The sequence below is a fragment of the Microbulbifer mixtoriginis (SeqCode) genome (assembly GCF_052467235.1).
In genome coordinates this window covers 3349379-3368522 of record NZ_CP174305.1, presented here as the reverse complement: position 1 = coordinate 3368522, position 19144 = coordinate 3349379, and the positions used below count along the sequence as shown (strand labels likewise).

Here is a 19144-nt window from a genome sequence, read left to right as displayed (position 1 = left end):
ATGAGTACACCAATCTGGATTACTCTGCTCAATATTTTCGGTGTACTTATCGTTACCGTGTTACTCGCAGCTATCCTCACTTGGGGAGAGAGACGACTTCTTGGATTTTGGCAGGATCGGCCGGGTCCAAATCGGGTGGGTCCCTTCGGCACATTACAAGTTCTTGCCGATATGATTAAGCTGTTCTTTAAAGAAGACTTCATTCCTCGGTTTGCCGATATTCCTGTCTTTGTTCTAGCGCCTACAGTCGTTATGGCAACCATGCTCATTGCCTTTGCCGTAGTGCCCATGTCGCCAAGTATTGGGGTTGCCGATCTTAATATTGGTCTACTGTTTGTGCTTGCAATGAGCTCCATTGCCGTTTACAGCATAATCCTTGGTGGTTATGCCTCTAATAATAAGTATGCGCTACTAGGTGGTCTCCGAGCCGCCGCACAGACGGTCTCCTATGAAGTCTTTATGGGATTGAGCCTGATGGGTGTAGTGATGATGTCCGGTAGTTTCAATTTGAGGGATATTGTCAATGCCCAGGCGGACACCTGGTTTATTGTGCCCCAGTTTCTGGGTTTTATTGTTTTCTTTATTGCAGGTATCGCCGAGAGTCGCAGGACACCCTTTGACCTCCCCGAGGCAGAACATGAATTAACAGCAGGATTTCATACTGAGTATTCAGGTATGAAGTTTGGAATGTTTTTTGTTGGTGAATACCTTGCTGTAATTCTGATATCCGCACTAATCACCACTTTATTTCTAGGAGGGTGGCATGGCCCTCTACTCCCTCCTATTATCTGGTTCTGCCTAAAAACTGCTTTTCTGGTTGCCATTTTCATTCTATTGCGTGCAGCCCTTCCCCGTCCTCGATACGACCAGTTGATGAAATTTGGCTGGAAGGTCATGTTGCCCTTGTCTCTGTTTAATCTGCTCGCAACCGCTGGAGTACTGTTATGGATCGCCTAGGCCTTCAATCACATCCCCACAGTATTGCCGGAGGACGGAAATGATCGCCAGTCAAATTCGCAGTATGTGGTTAATATTTAAACATCTATTCCGGCGTAATGTCACCGTTCAGTATCCAGAGGAGAAACCTTACTTGGCGCCACGCTACCGTGGGAGAATTATTTTAAGCCGGGATCCCAATGGCGACGAGCGCTGCGTAGCCTGTAATCTCTGTGCAGTTGCCTGCCCGCCAGATTGTATTTCTTTACAGAAAACCGAAGATCCTGATGGTCGTTGGCGTCCAAAATATTTCCGTATTAATTTTTCCCGCTGCATCATGTGTGGACTCTGTGAAGATGCCTGCCCAACTTATGCGATCCAATTAACACCTGATTTTGAAATGTGTGAATACGATCGTCAAAACATGGTGTATGAAAAGGAAGATCTATTGATCGATGGACCAGGGAAATATCACGACTATAGTTTTTATCAGGTCGCAGGAAAAGCCATAAAAGGAAAAGATAAGGGCCAGGCAGATAATGAAGCAGAGCCAATTAATGTTAAAGGCTTGAATCTATAGCTTTAAAAAACATACATCATTATTGGCCCAAACAATCACCAACAAGTCAACAGCCGCCGGTAAAGAAAACAATAATTAAAAAACAAAATTATTCATTAAATAAGAATAAGTCGCTGAGAAAAACAATCACTCAATCGACTAACACAATACCAGGGAGCCGAAAGGCATGAATCTTATCTTCTATTTGACAGCCGCCATAGCGGTAGCGTCCACAACCATGGTTATTTTTCATAAAAATGCTGTACATGCCCTTCTTTATCTAGTGACATCGCTACTCGCAGTGGCTGTAATCTTTTATCAATTTGGGGCCCCTCTCGCTGCTGCCTTAGAAGTAATTATTTATGCCGGGGCAATTATGGTATTGATTATTTTTGTCATTATGATGCTCAATCAGGGAGATTCCACTGTAGCTCAGGAACAAGCGTGGCTCCAGCCCAGAACCTGGATCGGCCCGGCTTTATTGTCTGCCTTATTATTAGCTCAACTTATTATATTGGTAAGTAATGGACAAATCTCTTCAAGTCAAACCTATCACTACATAGGCCCTAAACAAGTAGGTATCGCGCTATTTAGCCACTATGTTCTCGCTGTAGAGTTGGCTTCAATGTTATTGCTGGCTGGATTAGTTGGTGCATTTCACTTAGCTCGTCGTAGAAATATTGATTCAGAGGGATCTAATAATGCCAATTGAAACCGCACCAGGTCTTGAGGCAGGTGTTCTACTTGCAGCCATCCTTTTTTGCTTGGGACTGGCAGGATTAATGATGCGAAGAAATGTCATTTTCATGCTGATGTGTGTGGAGATTTGCACAAATGCTGCAGCACTGATGTTCGTAGTCGCTGGTGCACATTGGGGAAATGCTGATGGCCAGGTAATGTTCCTATTTGTCGTCACTCTTGCGGCAGCTGAAGTAGCAATTGCGCTTGCTTTAGTCCTGCAATTTTATCATCGCAAGCATACTGTTGATATTGATCAATTAAATGAACTGAGAGGCTAACATGCAGGGCCTATTAGCTTGGGTGCCACTTTTACCACTGATTGGCTTCCTCACATTGGTAGCTATCCCACTATTTTATCGGGATGAGCCTTCGCAAAAAGTGATTGCCTATATCGGCGTAGGCAGTGTTGGCTTGGCTGCTCTATTTACAATAATTGTGGCTATTGTTTTATTTTGGGGGAATCCCTCTGAATCAATCAATATTTCTCTATGGTCGTGGATGTTGGTGGACAACCTGAAACTAGGTTTCAATTTCCACGTGGACTGGCTAACCATGGTGATGTTACTGATTATCACTGGTGTTGGGTTTCTTATCCACCTCTATTCAGTGGGCTATATGCGGGAAGACCTGGATTTCCGCCGTTACTTCGCTTACCTAAACCTGTTTGTCTGTGCCATGTTGATTCTGGTTTTGGCTGATAATCTGGTCTTACTTTATCTTGGCTGGGAGGGTGTTGGACTCTGCAGCTATCTTCTGATTGGTTTTTGGTATAAGGATCCAGCCAATGGAGCAGCTGCCCAAAAAGCTTTTATCGTCACCCGTATTGGTGATACGGCAATGGCTATCGGCTTGTTTCTGCTTTTCTATGAATTCTCAACACTAAACATTCCTGAGCTTGTCTCGACCATAAACGGTCCAGATGTAAACAATGACATAGTCACTTTAGCGTGCCTTCTCTTACTGGGTGGTGCCGTGGGTAAGTCGGCACAATTACCACTGCAAACCTGGCTACCTGATGCCATGGCTGGTCCAACACCAGTGAGTGCCCTGATACATGCTGCCACTATGGTTACCGCAGGTGTATATTTAATTGCCCGTATGCATCCTCTTTATATGTTATCGGAAGTGGCAATGACCGCAGTGGCAGCCGTTGGCGCTCTCACACTACTTCTGGCTGGCTTCAGTGCAATAGCTCAAAGTGACATAAAAAGAGTACTCGCCTACTCCACAATTAGCCAGATCGGTTACATGTTTCTTGCTTTAGGCGTTGGTGCTTGGTCTGGCGCGATTTTTCACTTAATGACTCATGCATTTTTTAAGGCCCTGCTATTCCTATCTGCAGGATCAGTAATTTTAAGCCTGCATCATGAACAAAATGTTTTTTCAATGGGTGGACTCTATCGAAAAATACCACTTACTTTTATTTGTTTTACCATTGGATGTGCATGCCTTGCTGCACTTCCCTTCACCTCAGGATTCTATAGTAAAGACCATATATTATTGAGGGCCTGGGAATATCACCATGGCATTAACATCTTGTGGCTCGCCGGCATACTCGGAGCACTCGTAACCGGAATTTATAGTTTCCGTGTATTATTTCTCGTATTTTTGGGAAGAGAAGGTCAAGCTTCCACTCACTGTAAAGATGCCAATATCCCTGTAATGAGCATACCTCTCTGTATTCTCGCAGTGTTGGCATTATTTGGTGGCTTATTGGCCCCGCCGCTGCAATCCGTATTTGGTGTTCGCCCAGACGAAGCCCACTCCCCCTGGATCGAAGGCACGGCTATTGCAATGCCATTAATAGGCCTTGCCATTGCCTGGAAGTTATTCCGTCATGAGCAAAGAACAGGAGAACAACGTTCAAGCCTATTGCAGTTCTGGTTCTCCGGCTGGGGATTCGATTGGATATACGATCATCTACTGGTGCGACCTTTCAAGTTTCTTACTCAAATAAACCACAATGATATTATTGATAGTATTTACAAAGGCACCGCAACAATTAGCCGACAAATGCATGCTCTTCTAAGTACCTCGCAAAATGGACAAGTGCGTTGGTACCTAACTACCTTCGCCGTTGGTTCCATTCTATTCCTCGCACTTCTGGTGGCGTTATGACCCTTTTAACGATCATTATTATATTGTTCGCCGGCGGCGTGCTAGCCTGGCTAGCTGAGCGCTATTTTAAAACTGGTGGGCGCTGGATCAGTATGATCAGCTTATTACTTGCCGCCTTATTACTCACAAACTACTCAACATTTATTCATTCAACAGAAGTTGGCACATCGGAGCCTTGGTGGGAGAGTTTACAAATACCCTGGATTCCCAGATTTGGAATTGACTTCCATTTAGCCATTGATGGCTTAAGTTTTCTCATGCTGGTACTGACACTGGCAATGGGAATTTTTGGGATAGTAATGACCTGGAATGATATTAATTTTCGCAGAGGTTTCTTCTATTTCAATTACCTATGGACTTTAGCCGGTGTTGTTGGTGTCTTTACCGCTATTGATCTTTTCCTTTTCTTCTTTTTCTGGGAAGTCATGCTGATACCCATGCTGTTCTTAATCGCAGTATGGGGTTATGAGCAACGTATTTACGCCGCAATCAAGTTCTTTATTTTTACTCAAGCAAGCAGTCTTCTAATGCTTATTGCGATAGTTGCTCTTGTTTATATCCACTACACCAACACCGGGCAGCTCACTTTTAATTACAATGCCCTACTAGATGCCCGTCTATCACCCGGAATTGACTACTGGATAATGCTAGGGTTCTTTGTTGCTTTCATAGTCAAATTACCAGCTTTACCTTTCCATACTTGGTTACCAGACGCACATACTCAGGCACCTACAGCAGGGAGTATCCTACTGGCCGCCATTCTCCTTAAAACAGGTGCTTATGGCTTGTTGCGCTTCAACCTACCGCTATTTCCTGAAAGCTCAGTAGCATTTGCACCGGTAGCAATGACTATTGGAGCACTCAGTATTATTTACGGAGCAATGCTCGCCTTTGCTCAAAGAGACATGAAGAGGTTGGTAGCCTATTCCAGTGTTAGTCATATGGGGTTTGTGTTACTTGGCTTGTATGCCCTTGATACTATTGCTATTCAAGGAGCTGTTATGCAAATGATCGCTCACGGCTTGAGCACTGCAGCTTTATTTGCCCTGGTGGGTGCTATTCAGCATCGCTTTCACACTAGAGATATGCACCAGTTGGGCGGTCTTTGGGCCAGATTGCCAAAGTTATCTGCCGTTGCACTTTTCTTCGCAGTAGCATCTCTGGGCCTACCTGGTTTAGGCAATTTTGTTGCTGAGTTCACCGTACTTGTAGGTAGTTTCCGAAGTAATCACTGGCTAACAGCCCTGGCTGCAGTTGGGCTTATTGGTGCAGCGCTCTATGCCTTACTTATGATGCAAAAGGTATTCTTTGGAAAACTGAACAAGCGACTGGAAAAGCCGATTCAGGAGCACGAGGCTACAGATCTCAGCATACGGGAATCTAGCGCCCTTCTCACTCTCGCCGTCCTATTAGTCTTTATCGGTTTACGCCCACAACCAGTTTTTGATATTGCCGATCCAACTGTTCAACGATCCGCAACAAGAATTGATACTGTTTTAAATGATCAGAAAATCTTAAATGAACAATTATCATCTCAGACTCTCTCACCCAAGCTTAAACCGACCTCAGTTGAGGATAACACCCCATGAGTGCACAGGAACTTTTTGGAATACTGCCACTACTGATACTTAGTGCAGGTATAGTTATTCTATTGTTACAGGTATCTTTTTGGCGTGGGCACCTGGGTGCATTGGTAACCACCCTAATGACTCTACTGCTTGCCATGGCTTCTTGCTTTTGGGTTGCCGATGAACTGACTGGTGCGACAAGCTCGCTTCAGGTAACTGAGCTTATCCTGATCGACTACACTGCATTATTTTTCACACTTATATTATTGGTAACCGCCTTTGCCGTCAGTATTATGGGGTTCAACTACCTACGTCTACGCTGTGACCCAAAAGGAGTAGCTGGTAGTTATCCAGAGGAATATTATATTTTATTGCTTCTGGCAATGCTTGGTGCCTGCACTCTGATTTTCTCCAGCCATTTTGCAACTTTTTTCCTGGGACTTGAGTTAATTAGCCTCTCTCTTTATCCCATGCTAGGTTTTTCCTTAACTGGCGATCTATCCCCAAAAAGAGAACAGCTTCAGTCCCTTGAATCAGCCATTAAATATTTAATTCTATCAGCACTATCCACTGCATTAGGCCTGTTCGGTATTGCGCTTATTTATAGCGCTTCTGGCGCGCTAGACTTTACCGGCATAGCCTCTCGAATTACTGAGTTATCCCAGACCTCCACGCTATTTGCGACTGGAGTTACTTTATTTCTTATCTCTGTGGCTTTTAAATTATCACTTGTGCCCTTTCATATTTGGACACCTGATGTTTACCAAGGGGCCCCCACGCCAACAACAGCCTTGATTGCAACCGTAGCCAAAGGAGCGGTTATTGGCTTCCTATTACGTTTCTTTAATACTCTGGACCTATACAGCAGCAAAACTTTAATCGATATGCTTTCTATTGCAGCCATAGCCAGTATGATTGTAGGAAATCTTCTCGCATTAATGCAGTCGAATATCAAACGTCTTTTAGCCTATTCTTCAATTGCACATATCGGTTATTTGATTGTGGCTTTTATCATAGGAAAAAGCACCTTTGGCACAGAGGCCGTTATTTATTACTTGATAGCTTACATAATTACTACCCTAGGTGCTTTTGCGATAGTGGGCTTGGTCGCCGATTCGGTTGAAGAAAAAGTGCTTAGTGGAGAGTACCCTGAAAATCCCACTTCAGATAGCCAGAACCCCTATCAGCGCGCATTTTATCAAGGGTTGCTCTGGCGCTCCCCCTGGTTGGCCAGCTGTTTCGCTGCCATGCTCCTCTCCCTTGCCGGCATACCGCTAACTATTGGCTTCATTGGCAAGTTCTATGTGTTTACAGCAGGGGTTGAGGGTGAAATGTGGGGGCTTCTAGCGGGTGTGGTTATCGGTAGTGCTCTGGGACTTTTCTATTATCTAAGATTACTTCTTACCCTTGTACAACGTGATAGCTCCCAAGATACAACCTCTAACGGCACAGTACAAATTGCTGCATCTGGCCAGTTGTTACTACTGGCACTGACGGGGGCTCTGTTAGTATTCGGTATTTTTCCTCAGATCTTGATCAACTGGATAAATGCACTATAAAGATTAATTAGGGTATGGCCGCAAGAAGATACGACCTGTTTTCCGCCCAATAACAATTTCCTGGGTATCAAAGGGCAGACCTATGAAGACTTTCAAGCAGGCATTTGAAATCATTCAGGATGCAGAAAAGTTTCACCTGGATATGGCAGACCTTTACGAGAATTTACTTGAAAAATCTGAAGATTATCGAACTCAGCTGTTATTAAGACATATGTTAGAGCATGAACAACGTATGGCGAGAAACCTCTCAAACTATGGAGAAATCGCCCAGCAAAAGGTCATGCAGACCTGGTTACAGTACACCCATGAAGAATCCGCCCATGATTTTATTCGCCAACTACCACTTAGTGACCCGCCCACTATCAAAGAGGTCAATAATATTGGAAGGGAAGTAGACCGATATTTTTCCAGTCTTTATGAAGCGGTGTACGGCGCTATTGAGTCCATGGAAGTAAAAGAAGTCTTTGAGGACTTGAAGCAGATACAAGACAAAGAACGTATCACCTTATCTATGGCAACTAACTCTCTCTGGGACATGTAAAAAAGCCCGCATAAAGCGGGCTTTTTTACAGTAACGATAGCTTTTAAGTAAAGCTATTCACTGAGGGCTTAAAACTCATACTGTGCACGTACATAGTAGAGCGCACCATTAAAGCCCATTGGTGCTGTCTCGGGGTATTCAGCGCCTGCAACACCTGACCAGGGGTTCTTATCTGGGTAGTTATTAAACAGATTTTCAGCCCCTGCGATCAGCGACAGCGAATCGCTAAAGTCATAGGCACCCTCTATATCCACAGTCCACTCATCACCGGCATCAATGGGTAGGCTGTAATCATCCAGGTGCGCTTCCCAGTAGCTGCCATAGTAGTTCAAACGAACTAGACCACGCCATCCTTCACCCGCATGAGAAATGGTTGCATTACCACGAATGTTGGGCAGACCATCTTCCAACTGCCCAAGACGCATATCACTGATGGTTTCTTCCCGATACTTGGTGACTTCTGTATCAGTCCAGTTTGCTGCGAAACTTAAGTCAGTGGCATCTCCGAGCGGATAGGTTGCCACCACATCAATTCCACGGGTCTTGGTGTCGAAGTCGTTGGTATAAAAGCGAATCGATGTTAGTGAATCAGCTCCGCTAATACCATCGGCCACCAGTTGCGCTTTTTCCGCTTCACTTAGTTCCTGATCGGCAGACTGGGTGATACGATCACTTACGGAAATTTGGAAATAATCGAGGGTAATATCCCAGTCACCGGCAGCAATAATGGCGCCAATAGTAAAGTTTTTCGACTCTTCAGGTTGTAGTTGCTTCCCACCTTTTAATACCGCAACAGGGTTTGTCGGTGGGATAGTACCTTTATTCTCTAGCTGACCATCTGCAAAAGCCGTAGTCACATTACTTATATTTGACTGAGCTGGTGTAGGTGCACGAAAGCCGGTACTGTATGTAGAGCGCAAGGCGATTACATCATTAATTGCCCAATGTCCGGAAACCTTATAGTTGAAAGTACTACCGAAGTCTGAGAAATCTTCCCAGCGTAGGGCTGTGCCCAAACGAAGATTATCAGTCGCTTCCAGTTCAAAGTCGGTATAGAGCGCAATATTATCGCGGTCGAAAGTACCAATAACTTCAGGTCCGAACCCAGAAAAACCATTAGAACCGATAAGGAATTCTTGTTCTGTCAATGGACCTTGAGTCCATGAGGCTTCATCCCCCATATTGACTTCGAACTCTTCCTCACGCCACTCAAAGCCCCCGGCCATATACAATGCCTTACCGGAAATTTCAGTAGCCTTGGTCAGGTCAATATTAAAATTGGTCTCAGTTTGCGCATAACCACCAGGGCTAAAGCTGGTTGGGGTATTTGGGCCCATTGTGGCATTAATGGTATTGTAGATATGGAAATCTACTTTGTTCTGGCCCCTACTGGCACTGACATCGTAACCAATACCATTGGCCAATTCACCGCGCAACCCGAAGACCATGGAGTAATCTTCTAGATCACCACCGAAACGAGGGGTAAACCCGCCAGGGAACATCTCGGTAAAGGAGAAACATTCATCGAGATCATGAGCTTCAGAGACACTGACATTCTGACAATTATCAATACCATTGCTGGGATCTAAGTCACCTATCAGAGGTAAAACAACCTCCTTGTCAGGGACCCCATCACCATTTGTGTCAATCTTATCCTTATAGGTAAAAACCCCATCTCGATTTTCTGGATTACGGAAATAGAATCCTCCATCGGTGGAACGGCTGGCATAGTTACCAAAGGCATATAGTTCAGCAGTATCGTTCAGCTCAATGGCACTGTTAATAAAGAACTTAGTGTCATCATCAACTTCGGGCTGACCCCAAATTTGCGCTGGATTAGCAACATGAGTATTGCCATCGGCGATCAGCTGCGCAGCATCGTCCCGCTGAGTACTGCGGCTTGTGGAGTCCTGCTCGCGATACTCCATACTGAAGTTTACAAAACCAGAATCGGTCAACGGCAGGCCAAAGTTGGCAGCAACCATACTCTGGTCGCCATCACCCTCGGCAGTGGTAGCATGCTTCACCTCAACGGTGCCACCCTCAGCAGCATCTTTAAGCTGGAAGTTAATCACCCCGGCAATGGCATCAGAGCCGTACTGAGCGGCCGCACCGTCACGGAGTACTTCTACTTGCTTCAGTGCAATCGCTGGAATAGCAGAGATGTCAGGTCCTTGGGCACCATCCGATACACCACTACCAAGGAATGCAATCACGGATGCACGGTGACGGCGCTTACCGTTTACTAGAACCAGGGTGCTATCGGGCGGCAGTCCACGCAAGTTGGCCGGGCGTACAATCGATGCGGCATCAGAGATCGGCTTGGCATTAACATTGTAGGAAGGCACAACATTGCGCAGCAGGTTGTTGAGGTCACCATCACCTTGGTTAACAAATTCGTCACCAGTAACGATGTCGATAGGTGCGGAGGAATCCGTAGCCGAACGCCCCTCAACACGGGTACCAATAGTGATGACTTCCTCCAGAAGTGCATCCTCGGCAACTGCGGGGCTGGACACAGCGGCAACCGCCATTGCCAATAGCGATGGCGCGCCACAGGCCGCTAGCCAACGCTTCTTATTTTCTTTCATGTAATTACCCTGTCAATTATTGGTTTTATCTTCCAATGCTAATCGATCATTTTTCGGCAGTGTGGTACCGGGTACGAAGCAATCTATCCTGATTGGAACAGTACGTGCCGAATAGCGTACTGATATAGCCCGCCCCTCCAATGATGGACATCATCATTCTTCATCACTGCAAGAAGCGTGACACAGGTAAAAAATGCCAGCAAAAATGGAAAATTAAAATACCTAAATAACAGGTATTTACAATTTAAATCATGTCTATTGAGGTGATAATGACATTCATGTCACTGTGAGAATTCACAGCAAAACGAACTAAAGGAGATTAATAGAAAGTAATTTTCAGAGTACTAGGTAGGCAACTGTCATACAAACAAAGGATATGCGAAATGGTAACTGATTTTTACTCCAGAGTTAAATAGCTCATCCTAAAAATGTAAAATAAGTAGGGACCAATATCCACATAAAGGTATTGGATCCCAATATATTCCTATAGGTAGGCCCCAAAAACTGACTAGGAAGCGTTCAAGGAAAATTCCACAGCTTTATTCGCATGAATTTGAGTAGTATCCAACAGTGGGATAGTCACATCCTCTTTTGAAACCAGCATACCAATCTCGGTACAGCCAAGAATCACACCATCCGCCCCTTGAGCAGACAAAGAGTGGATAATACGCAGATATTGCTGCTTTGATGCAACTTCAACTTTGCCCTTACAAAGCTCCTCATAAATTACCCGATGGACAATTTCCCTATCCGCGGCTGTGGGAACTATCAGGTTTATTCCGTACTTTTCCTGAATGTATTTACGATAAAAATCCTGCTCCATGGTGAAAGCAGTACCCAGCAACCCTACCTTATTGACTTTATCTTTAAGCAAAACTTCAGCTACAGCATCGGCAATATGTAAGAGAGGAATACCTACGGAAGCCGTCACCTGATCCGCGACTTTATGCATGGTATTGGTACAAATTAGAATGCAATCTGCCCCAGCAGCTTCCAACGCTTTGGCGGCTTGTGCTAAAAGGCAGCCTGCCTCATCCCAGTTATCGGATCGCTGTAACTTCTCCACTTTATAAAAATCAACACTGTATAAAATAATCTCTGCTGAGTGTAATCCTCCAAGACATCGATTGAACCCCTGGTTAATTAACCTATAATAAAGCTGTGTACTCTCCCAGCTCATACCACCAATTAGGCCAACTTTTCTAACTTCACGCTTCACTACTTGCTCACCTAACTTCCATAAAATTAAGCAACAAATTTAAAGTAACCCAGCAGTAGAAACAACCAATAGAAAAACAATCAGATAAAAGAAATAAAAATGTAAAATATAGCTAGTAGCTACTCGGTGTACTTTGATGGATCCATGGACATACAAGAAGCAATCAAGTTTCTTTTACTGAAGTTATAACCTGAAAGAAGAGCCATCATATTCTCCCTCCCCAAAAGGCGACGAGTAATTTCTTTAAGTGATACACCCTGGCGCCCCAACTCCTGAGCAGAACTCGACAGGTTAAGCAAGTAATCATACTTTTCTTGAAGCCTTTTCTTACCATTCTCTACTAAACCCCGATGGGGACATAAGATAAGATCAAATTCATATTGAAGTACTTTGCGCATACTTTTCATCAAAACCGGAATACTCTCATCCTTACGCAACATTTTTAGATGACTGGCCACATAGAGGTCAGCAGTAAAAATCCAGCCCCGGTCTTCCATCAGGTAACAGGTCATATCCTTAGCATGACCTGGTGCGGCGATAGGTATTGTTTTCTCGCCGGCTATACGCAGATCTTTTGGCAATTCGGCTGCTTCAGCCAGCCCGGCAGCTCCCCAAATTAACCTTTGAATTGGCGGTATACGAAAACCCCGTTTAAGAATTTCTATAGTGGCTTTGGGGGCACGAGGTTGAACTCCTGTCAACTTATAGATAGCGCCGGCATTGCCGCTATGATCCTCATGATGGTGAGTAAGTAGAAGCTGACGAAACGGCTTGTTTTTCACAAACCACTTGACATACTTCCATTGATTGCTAGGCCCTGTATCAATAATGGTATCTTTTAAGCGATAAACAATAAATGTGGTATTGATCCCAAAATCAAATCTGCCAACTCTCTGCGCATCAAGATCTTTGTAGTCAAATGAATCAATGACCGACACACAAGCCTCCCATGCCTGAGACCGAAAAATTGAGAAGACTAGAGATTTAAGATAGTTATACCTCAGTGAGAAGGTCTAGATATCTGATGAAGTAGGGATAAAATTGGTGACAGCATCGACCTATTGAGTCATGAATCTGCTAAAAACGGCTATTCCGTGAGTTCCATACGCAATTTCAAGCCAAGCTTGGTGGTAGCACCACTGGTAGTCCAGGCAATCTTTCCGTCACTCCCCACAATAATCATCGTTGGCGTTACTTTGATTCCCCAACGGGAACTTATTCTGCCCTCGGGGTCATTGATTGTAGGAAACTTCAGATTGTGCCGGAGCATATATTTCTCTACCTCATCCTCATCACCAGATCGCATGGCAATTCCCAAAACCTGATATTCCCGCGCCAGCTCAGATATTTTGGGAGATACTATACGGCAATAAGGGCACCAGGAGCCCCAAAAGTAAATAAGGACTGGTCCATGAGTTGTCATCTCTTTAAGATTTAACAAGTTTCCATTTATGGTTTTACCTTCTAGTGGTGGAGCTGTGTCTTTGGGAAGGTCTCTTTGCTGGTAATAGCCAACCGCAGCCATTACCACTATAGCTAGCATAGAAAAGGCTACTATTTTTACCGCCGCCCGGTACCATTGAATTTGCACCGTAAACTTTTCCTATATTTTGAATTTTCTAGCCAATTTTGGAAATCCATCACACCCAGTACAACTAAGAGTGGTTCAACTCTATCGCTCCTCATCCTCTTCGTTGTTATTACTATCTTCGAACAAATCGACAATCATAAATTCCTGCAATACCTGGGGTAGAAGCTTGGGTCTCTTTGCTCCAGCAGGATACCAAGCATAAACAGGGATTGAGTTGCGCCCTAATGCGGCCAGGGATTCAGTAATTTCTGGGTCTTCTCGAGTCCAATCGGCACGCAGTAACAAAACATTATTATCCTGAAAGAGTTTTAATGTTTCCTCTTTATCAAGCACTCGCTTTTTATTTACCTGACAGGTAACACACCAAGCAGCTGTATAGTCGACAAACACTGAACGCTTTTCCTGTTGCGCCTGTTTAAGCAGTTCAGGATCATACTTTTGCCATGAAACTAAAGTTTGTATCATTTTCTGATCTGCTCGCTCCATAACCTTAAAAGCTAACGGCAAACTGATAAATAAGAGCCCCCAGGAAATTCCCCTAACTAAACCTGTGGAGTTATGTATCATCCAGAGGATAATCGTTGCTATCAGTACCATAGAGGTACCCATTAGCCAACCCATCTCTCCTTCCATTCGACCCAGAATCCAAAGGAGCCAAATCACTGTAGCGTAGAGCGGAAAAGCCAGAAATTGGCGAAGTTTTTCCATCCATGGTCCCGGAGATGGAAGCCTTCTTAGGAGTGATGGGCTAACACAGAGAATTAAGAATGGAGCTGCTAAACCAATCCCCATAGAGATAAAGATAAGCATGGCCTCTAGTGGAGGTAATATTGTTGCAGAACCCAACGCTACGCCCATAAATGGTCCAGTACAGGGTGCAGCAACAAACACTGCAAGGGCACCTGTACCAAAGGTTCCCCCTTTACTCAGGCCTGCAACCTTCACCAAGTGTTGACCAAATTCAAAGACTCCATGAAAAGACATGGCCATCACCCAAAATAATACAATCAGGCTCAACACCACTTCAGGGGACTGAAGTTGGAAGCCCCACCCTATAGATGCCCCTCCTGCTCGAAGTAGTAAAAGTAACAAGCCTAGGATCGTAAAGGTGCTAACCACGCCAGCAGCATAAATGAGCCCTTCCAACGGGCGAGAACCACCGCTATAGCCCTCCCCTATTAAGCCAAGCAGCTTAATTGAAAGTACAGGGAAAACACAGGGCATCAGATTCAATATGACCCCGCCAATAAATGCCGTGAGGATGATCAGCCAAATGGGACGCCACTTCTCAGTAGGTAGAGGGCTACCGAAGGGTACATCATCAAACTTCCAGGCCTGTTTTCCATCACTGATGACAAAACCAGTTACCGCGGGAGTAGTCGCCTCAGGCTGGCGCTGGAAGAGATAGATGAGTGACCAACCATCTCGTCGGACCCTTGGCTTGGCGGGAGAGATGACTTTTCCATCCAGTGGAAAAACCTGTGGTACCTGACCTTTCTCACGTGCTTCAATCAACAGGCGTATGCGGTCTTTTCCTTGAGGAACCAGCGATTTTATCATCCAAGGGCTGCTTTCATTCGAGGTAGGCACTCTCTCTGCAAAGTAATCCCTTATTATCAGGTCATCTCCTGTCCACTTGGGCTGCTTCCCAACAGGGCGGGTTAAGGTTATGGTGCCACGTCCTGGAATGCACTCGATCTTACACACAAGCCATTCAAGATCCGCTTTCAAAGCGACTTGCTCAGCTCCTGACTTGGGTTTGAGGTCAAAAAGATAGGCAACACTGCTCTCATAACCCAGGTTTGTAAGGTGTTCCACCTTCAAACGAGTTGGAAAAGGCCATTCAATATTTCCTATGCTTGCCCCCGAAGCTTGTATATTAAAACGGGGCGCGGCTCCGGAATCTCCCGGATTTCGCCAATACACGTGCCACTCAGGGTCCACTTCGAAGTAGATACCAATTTTTTCGGTGCGTACTTCTTCAAAGCTAGAAGGGGCTAACCAACGTATACGCACATGATCGCCGGAAGTCTCTTCCTCTGCATAAAGGAAAGAACCATAAAAAAAAGCCAATCCACTAATGATGATTATCAAGACAAACTTGATTTTAAACACACTCTTTTCCTTGGGCCTTATGCCTGGGAAATTTATAAATGCAGTACTGGTTATCTATGAACACTATACTGAGAGATAACCACTTAAGATCAATAAATTGGACGCAGATTACCCCGTCAATATCCCCTTACTAACTTTTGTAATTAGACGCAGATTCTCGTTTGAGATATTCGTCAGCCCTTTAAGTTTTTCAATAATCTATAACCATCGCTCCTTAGACTCCAGGCTGGTCAGAGACCTAAAACTTACTCACAGCTCATCTTGGCACAAAAAATAGCCGCCGATTAGCCTGGTATTTAGATACTCATCAGCACATAGTAGGAAAATAATTGATTGGAAATAGAGATCGAGACTCTGGCAGACCGCTTACAGATCAACCACTTGTCAGTCGTTGAATATTATGACGGCGTTCCTTATGCCCTTTCCAGCGCCCATTGCTTTCCATATTGGTCTCTCGCTTATTCAGTATCAATCTTATGGAAAAGGGAGTGACGCCTAAGAAAAAGGCAACCATCTGAAATTTATCGGAAAAATCCGCCAGAATATGTTTTCTGAATTAATGTATCTGCGCTTTTACGGCGAATAGTGCCTCAAAGAGATAAGTAATTTCATCTAACAGACTGTAAAGAAAAATAATCAGAAGCAATAATTCTAGTGAGCACTTATCTTTCAACGCAATGTTTAAGATTTCTTTTATTTCTGGGCTCATAAAGAGTGGAGAAAGTATTTATAAAATAACAATGGCACTCTGGAATTGAGACTCTGGGCTTGAAAACCTGTAAAATTCAACCTCAACTTTCTATGAAAGTTTTAATGATATCATTGAATATATAATACCCTTGTGCGGGATCGAAAGATCTCCCCAACACATACTCTCACCTTTGATCTAAAATGGGTCATTACATATACTTATAAAATACAAGCTGAACTTAACCCTTTTTATCCACACTATCAATATTTATATAATTTATCTTTTCAATATTCAGCCAATAAAGGATGCTCAACATTAACAGGAACCAAATTCTCCAAAAAGTCCTCAGTAGCCAAATCCCAACAGAAAGTTCTCGCTCGTGCGATACAATCCTCTGATTTGAATGTAAGAGCTTTTTGAATAGCCACCCCAAGATCTTCATCCATAGCACCAACCGGTGCATCGCCAATGATATCTCTTGGTCCGGTGACCGGATAGGCCGCAATTGGCAGGCCACAAGCTAACGCCTCAAGATTCACCAAACCGAAAGTATCTGTCAAAGATGGAAATACAAAAACATCCGCTCCAGCATAACACTCGGTTAATGCCTCTCCCTCTTTTACCCCCAAATAAATTACCTCTGGAAACTCTTTCTTTAATGCATTTAATTGAGGACCATCTCCTACCACCACTTTGGTTCCAGGAGTATTAATAGACAAAAACCTATCTAGTGACTTCTCCACAGCAATACGACCAACATTTAACATAATTGGCCTGGGCAGCCCTGAAAAAATTTCAGTTTCAACCGGGTGAAATTTATCCAACTCCACTCCTCGACGCCAGCGAACAATCCTACTAATACCTAAATTTCTTGCTTCTGTCTCCATACTTGTAGTTGTCACCATCGTTTGAGCTGCAGACTGGTGAAAATCCACAAGTAGTCTATGCAACCAACTTACAGGTATTTTGTATCTTAGGGAAACATATTCAGACAGTCTTGAAAGCCATGAAGTTGTATATCTTAAACCTCGCTTTTTACAATATCTCCGCATGGAAATACCAATTGGCCCCTCTGTCATAATATGAATAGTATCTGGGGAAAAATCATCAACAATACGAGCAAGACGGGAACCAGGGAATACTGCAATTCTAATTTCATGATATCCAGGCCAGGGGAAATACCTAAAGTCATCAACAGATAAAAGCTTGACTTCATGCCCTCGAACAGACAATTCTTTTATGGTTTTCTCTAGAACCCGCGATACGCCATTAAGCTGCTTCGGATAGGTGTCCGTAGCAATCAATATTTTCATACCATAAAACCTTTATCTAAAGAGAAGAATCGTTTCAAAGCAGCGCCAACAAAAATACGAAACCACTAAATAAAGCTGAGACGATTCCGACACTTACCATTTTGACAAGCAGGGTATTTTGCTCTGATCACAGCGACTGGAATATTTCTTTGCCACCTGCTCCACTTCTGATAAAAGCTTATCACTCAGCGTGATCGGCTGTAGCCCCATCTCCAGCAACTGGTCATTAACAGCCAGTAAATCATTTTCTGGAGACTCTTTTCTTGGGTTATCCACATAGGCAATAGCCACGTCTGTTTTATCAGCAATCAACTTCGCCAGATCCCTGACTCGATGCATTTCAGTCATCTGGTTCAATATTTTGACCCGATCATCTTTTTCCGGAGGATTTTCTATCGCTAACTGTATACAACGGCAACTATCCTGAATATGGATAAAAGCACGTTTCTGCCCACCGGTACCATGAACTGTAAGGGGATAATTAATCGCAGCCTGCATTAAAAATCGATTCAATACAGTGCCATAGTCTCCATCATAATCAAATCGATTGATAAGATACTCATCCCTACGGGTTTGATTTGTTTGTGTGCCCCAAACAATACCCTGATGTAAATCAGTAATACGCAGCCCATCATTTTTATTATAAAAAGCAAACAATAACTGATCCTGAGCCTTAGTCATATGATAGATAGAACCAGGATTTGGAGGATATAAAATTTCCGAACTGATAAATCTACCTTCCTCTTCCACTTGCACCTTAAGGTATCCTTCTGGGATTTTCATGCCGGCAGTGCCGTAACCATAAACACCCATAGTTCCCAGGTGTACAAGATGAATATCCAGCTTACTTTCTACAATCGCGGCAAGAATATCGTTGGTCGCACTCAAATTATTATTAACCGTCAATCGTCTATGGCTTGATGACTTCATCGAATAAGGCGCTGATCGCTGTTCGGCAAAGTGTACAATTGTGTGCGGTTTCTCGGTAACCATTAGCTCTAGCAGCCTGTGATATTCTTTACCGATAGTGATTACAACATGCCGAATATTCTTGCCCGACACTTCTCGCCAAACCCTCAGCCTCTCTCCTAATGGCTGAATAGGCGTGAGCGACTCGACTTCCAGCTCTATATCGGTTTTTCTCCTTGAAAAATCATCGACAATTATAACTTCATAGCCTGCATCAGAAAGATGAAGGGCGGTTGGCCACCCGCAGAATCCATCCCCACCAAGAACCAGTACTTTTCTCACCCTAACCTCATTTATTAGTGACGGAAAAATGACTTCTATTTGAATACACTGAATCAACTATTGATAACGAACTAGATTATCTTCACTAGCAGCATATCCAATCCAAGAGCAAAATCCTTTCGCTTATTGGTTATCTTTATCAGTAATTTCCACTCAAACTTAACTCACGGATAAAGCCAAGCATCTCTGCTAGAACTATCTCACTGTTTGCAGTGTGAAATATATGGCGTCAAAGACAAAACAAGCGCCAATCAAAGGGAAATAGCGCCAATCTTCATTTTCTTTGGCTTTTGTGGGAACAGAGTAGATCATTCAGGAATTCAGCGTTACTTTGAACAACCTTCAAATTAC

Annotated in this window: 15 protein-coding genes; 8 read left to right on the top strand and 7 right to left on the bottom strand. The window is 43.9% G+C overall.

What is annotated here, in order from left to right:
* The 8 genes from nuoH (at position 1) to ACJJIO_RS14620 (ending at position 8022) form a co-directional block, all read left to right on the top strand.
* On the top strand, positions 1 to 957 hold the full coding sequence (nuoH, locus tag ACJJIO_RS14655; RefSeq protein WP_252084841.1) for an NADH-quinone oxidoreductase subunit NuoH: 957 nt from the start codon (positions 1 to 3) through the stop codon (positions 955 to 957).
* A gap of 40 nt (positions 958 to 997) precedes the next feature.
* A complete protein-coding gene (gene nuoI, locus ACJJIO_RS14650; protein WP_444908896.1) occupies positions 998 to 1516 on the top strand; it encodes an NADH-quinone oxidoreductase subunit NuoI in 519 nt (172 codons plus the stop codon).
* A 166-nt stretch (positions 1517 to 1682) separates the two neighbouring features.
* Positions 1683 to 2207 (top strand): NADH-quinone oxidoreductase subunit J, encoded by a 525-nt coding sequence (nuoJ, locus tag ACJJIO_RS14645; protein WP_252084839.1) that lies wholly within the window; start codon positions 1683 to 1685, stop codon positions 2205 to 2207.
* Positions 2197 to 2514: an NADH-quinone oxidoreductase subunit NuoK gene (gene nuoK / locus ACJJIO_RS14640; RefSeq protein WP_435583630.1), complete on the top strand. Its 318-nt coding sequence runs from the start codon at positions 2197 to 2199 to the stop codon at positions 2512 to 2514. The genes nuoJ and nuoK overlap by 11 nt, the downstream gene beginning before the upstream one ends.
* 1 nt (position 2515) lies before the next feature.
* Positions 2516 to 4354 (top strand): NADH-quinone oxidoreductase subunit L, encoded by a 1839-nt coding sequence (gene nuoL / locus ACJJIO_RS14635; protein ID WP_444908895.1) that lies wholly within the window; start codon positions 2516 to 2518, stop codon positions 4352 to 4354.
* A complete protein-coding gene (nuoM, locus tag ACJJIO_RS14630) occupies positions 4351 to 5943 on the top strand; it encodes an NADH-quinone oxidoreductase subunit M (protein WP_444908894.1) in 1593 nt (530 codons plus the stop codon). The genes nuoL and nuoM overlap by 4 nt, the downstream gene beginning before the upstream one ends.
* Entirely contained in the window at positions 5940 to 7481 is a 1542-nt protein-coding gene (locus ACJJIO_RS14625) for an NADH-quinone oxidoreductase subunit N (protein ID WP_444908893.1), read from the top strand. Before nuoM ends, ACJJIO_RS14625 begins: the two co-directional genes overlap by 4 nt.
* Before the next feature lie 82 nt (positions 7482 to 7563).
* Entirely contained in the window at positions 7564 to 8022 is a 459-nt protein-coding gene (locus ACJJIO_RS14620) for a hypothetical protein (RefSeq protein WP_252084835.1), read from the top strand.
* Between the two features lie 68 nt (positions 8023 to 8090).
* Here ACJJIO_RS14620 and ACJJIO_RS14615 read toward each other — a convergent pair whose 3' ends face one another.
* The 7 genes from ACJJIO_RS14615 to ACJJIO_RS14585 all read right to left on the bottom strand — a co-directional run bounded on the left by ACJJIO_RS14615 (position 8091) and on the right by ACJJIO_RS14585 (position 18793).
* Complete coding sequence (locus tag ACJJIO_RS14615) at positions 8091 to 10613, bottom strand: TonB-dependent receptor plug domain-containing protein (protein WP_444891092.1); 2523 nt, start codon at positions 10611 to 10613, stop codon at positions 8091 to 8093.
* A gap of 508 nt (positions 10614 to 11121) precedes the next feature.
* Positions 11122 to 11832 (bottom strand): aspartate/glutamate racemase family protein, encoded by a 711-nt coding sequence (locus tag ACJJIO_RS14610; protein ID WP_444908892.1) that lies wholly within the window; start codon positions 11830 to 11832, stop codon positions 11122 to 11124.
* Positions 11833 to 11951: 119 nt separating this feature from the next.
* Positions 11952 to 12770, bottom strand: coding sequence for an MBL fold metallo-hydrolase (locus ACJJIO_RS14605; RefSeq protein ID WP_252084832.1), 819 nt, complete (start codon positions 12768 to 12770; stop codon positions 11952 to 11954).
* A 149-nt stretch (positions 12771 to 12919) separates the two neighbouring features.
* Positions 12920 to 13423, bottom strand: a complete 504-nt coding sequence (locus ACJJIO_RS14600) for a protein disulfide oxidoreductase (RefSeq protein WP_444888215.1) — start codon at positions 13421 to 13423, stop codon at positions 12920 to 12922.
* An 81-nt stretch (positions 13424 to 13504) separates the two neighbouring features.
* The gene (locus ACJJIO_RS14595) at positions 13505 to 15538 is read right to left on the bottom strand and encodes a protein-disulfide reductase DsbD family protein (RefSeq protein WP_444888214.1); all 2034 of its coding nucleotides are present in this window, start codon (positions 15536 to 15538) and stop codon (positions 13505 to 13507) included.
* Between the two features lie 975 nt (positions 15539 to 16513).
* Positions 16514 to 17542: a glycosyltransferase family 4 protein gene (locus ACJJIO_RS14590; RefSeq protein ID WP_444908891.1), complete on the bottom strand. Its 1029-nt coding sequence runs from the start codon at positions 17540 to 17542 to the stop codon at positions 16514 to 16516.
* Positions 17543 to 17635: 93 nt separating this feature from the next.
* Positions 17636 to 18793: an NAD-dependent epimerase/dehydratase family protein gene (locus ACJJIO_RS14585; RefSeq protein ID WP_444908890.1), complete on the bottom strand. Its 1158-nt coding sequence runs from the start codon at positions 18791 to 18793 to the stop codon at positions 17636 to 17638.
* Between the last annotated feature and the right edge of the window lie 351 nt (positions 18794 to 19144).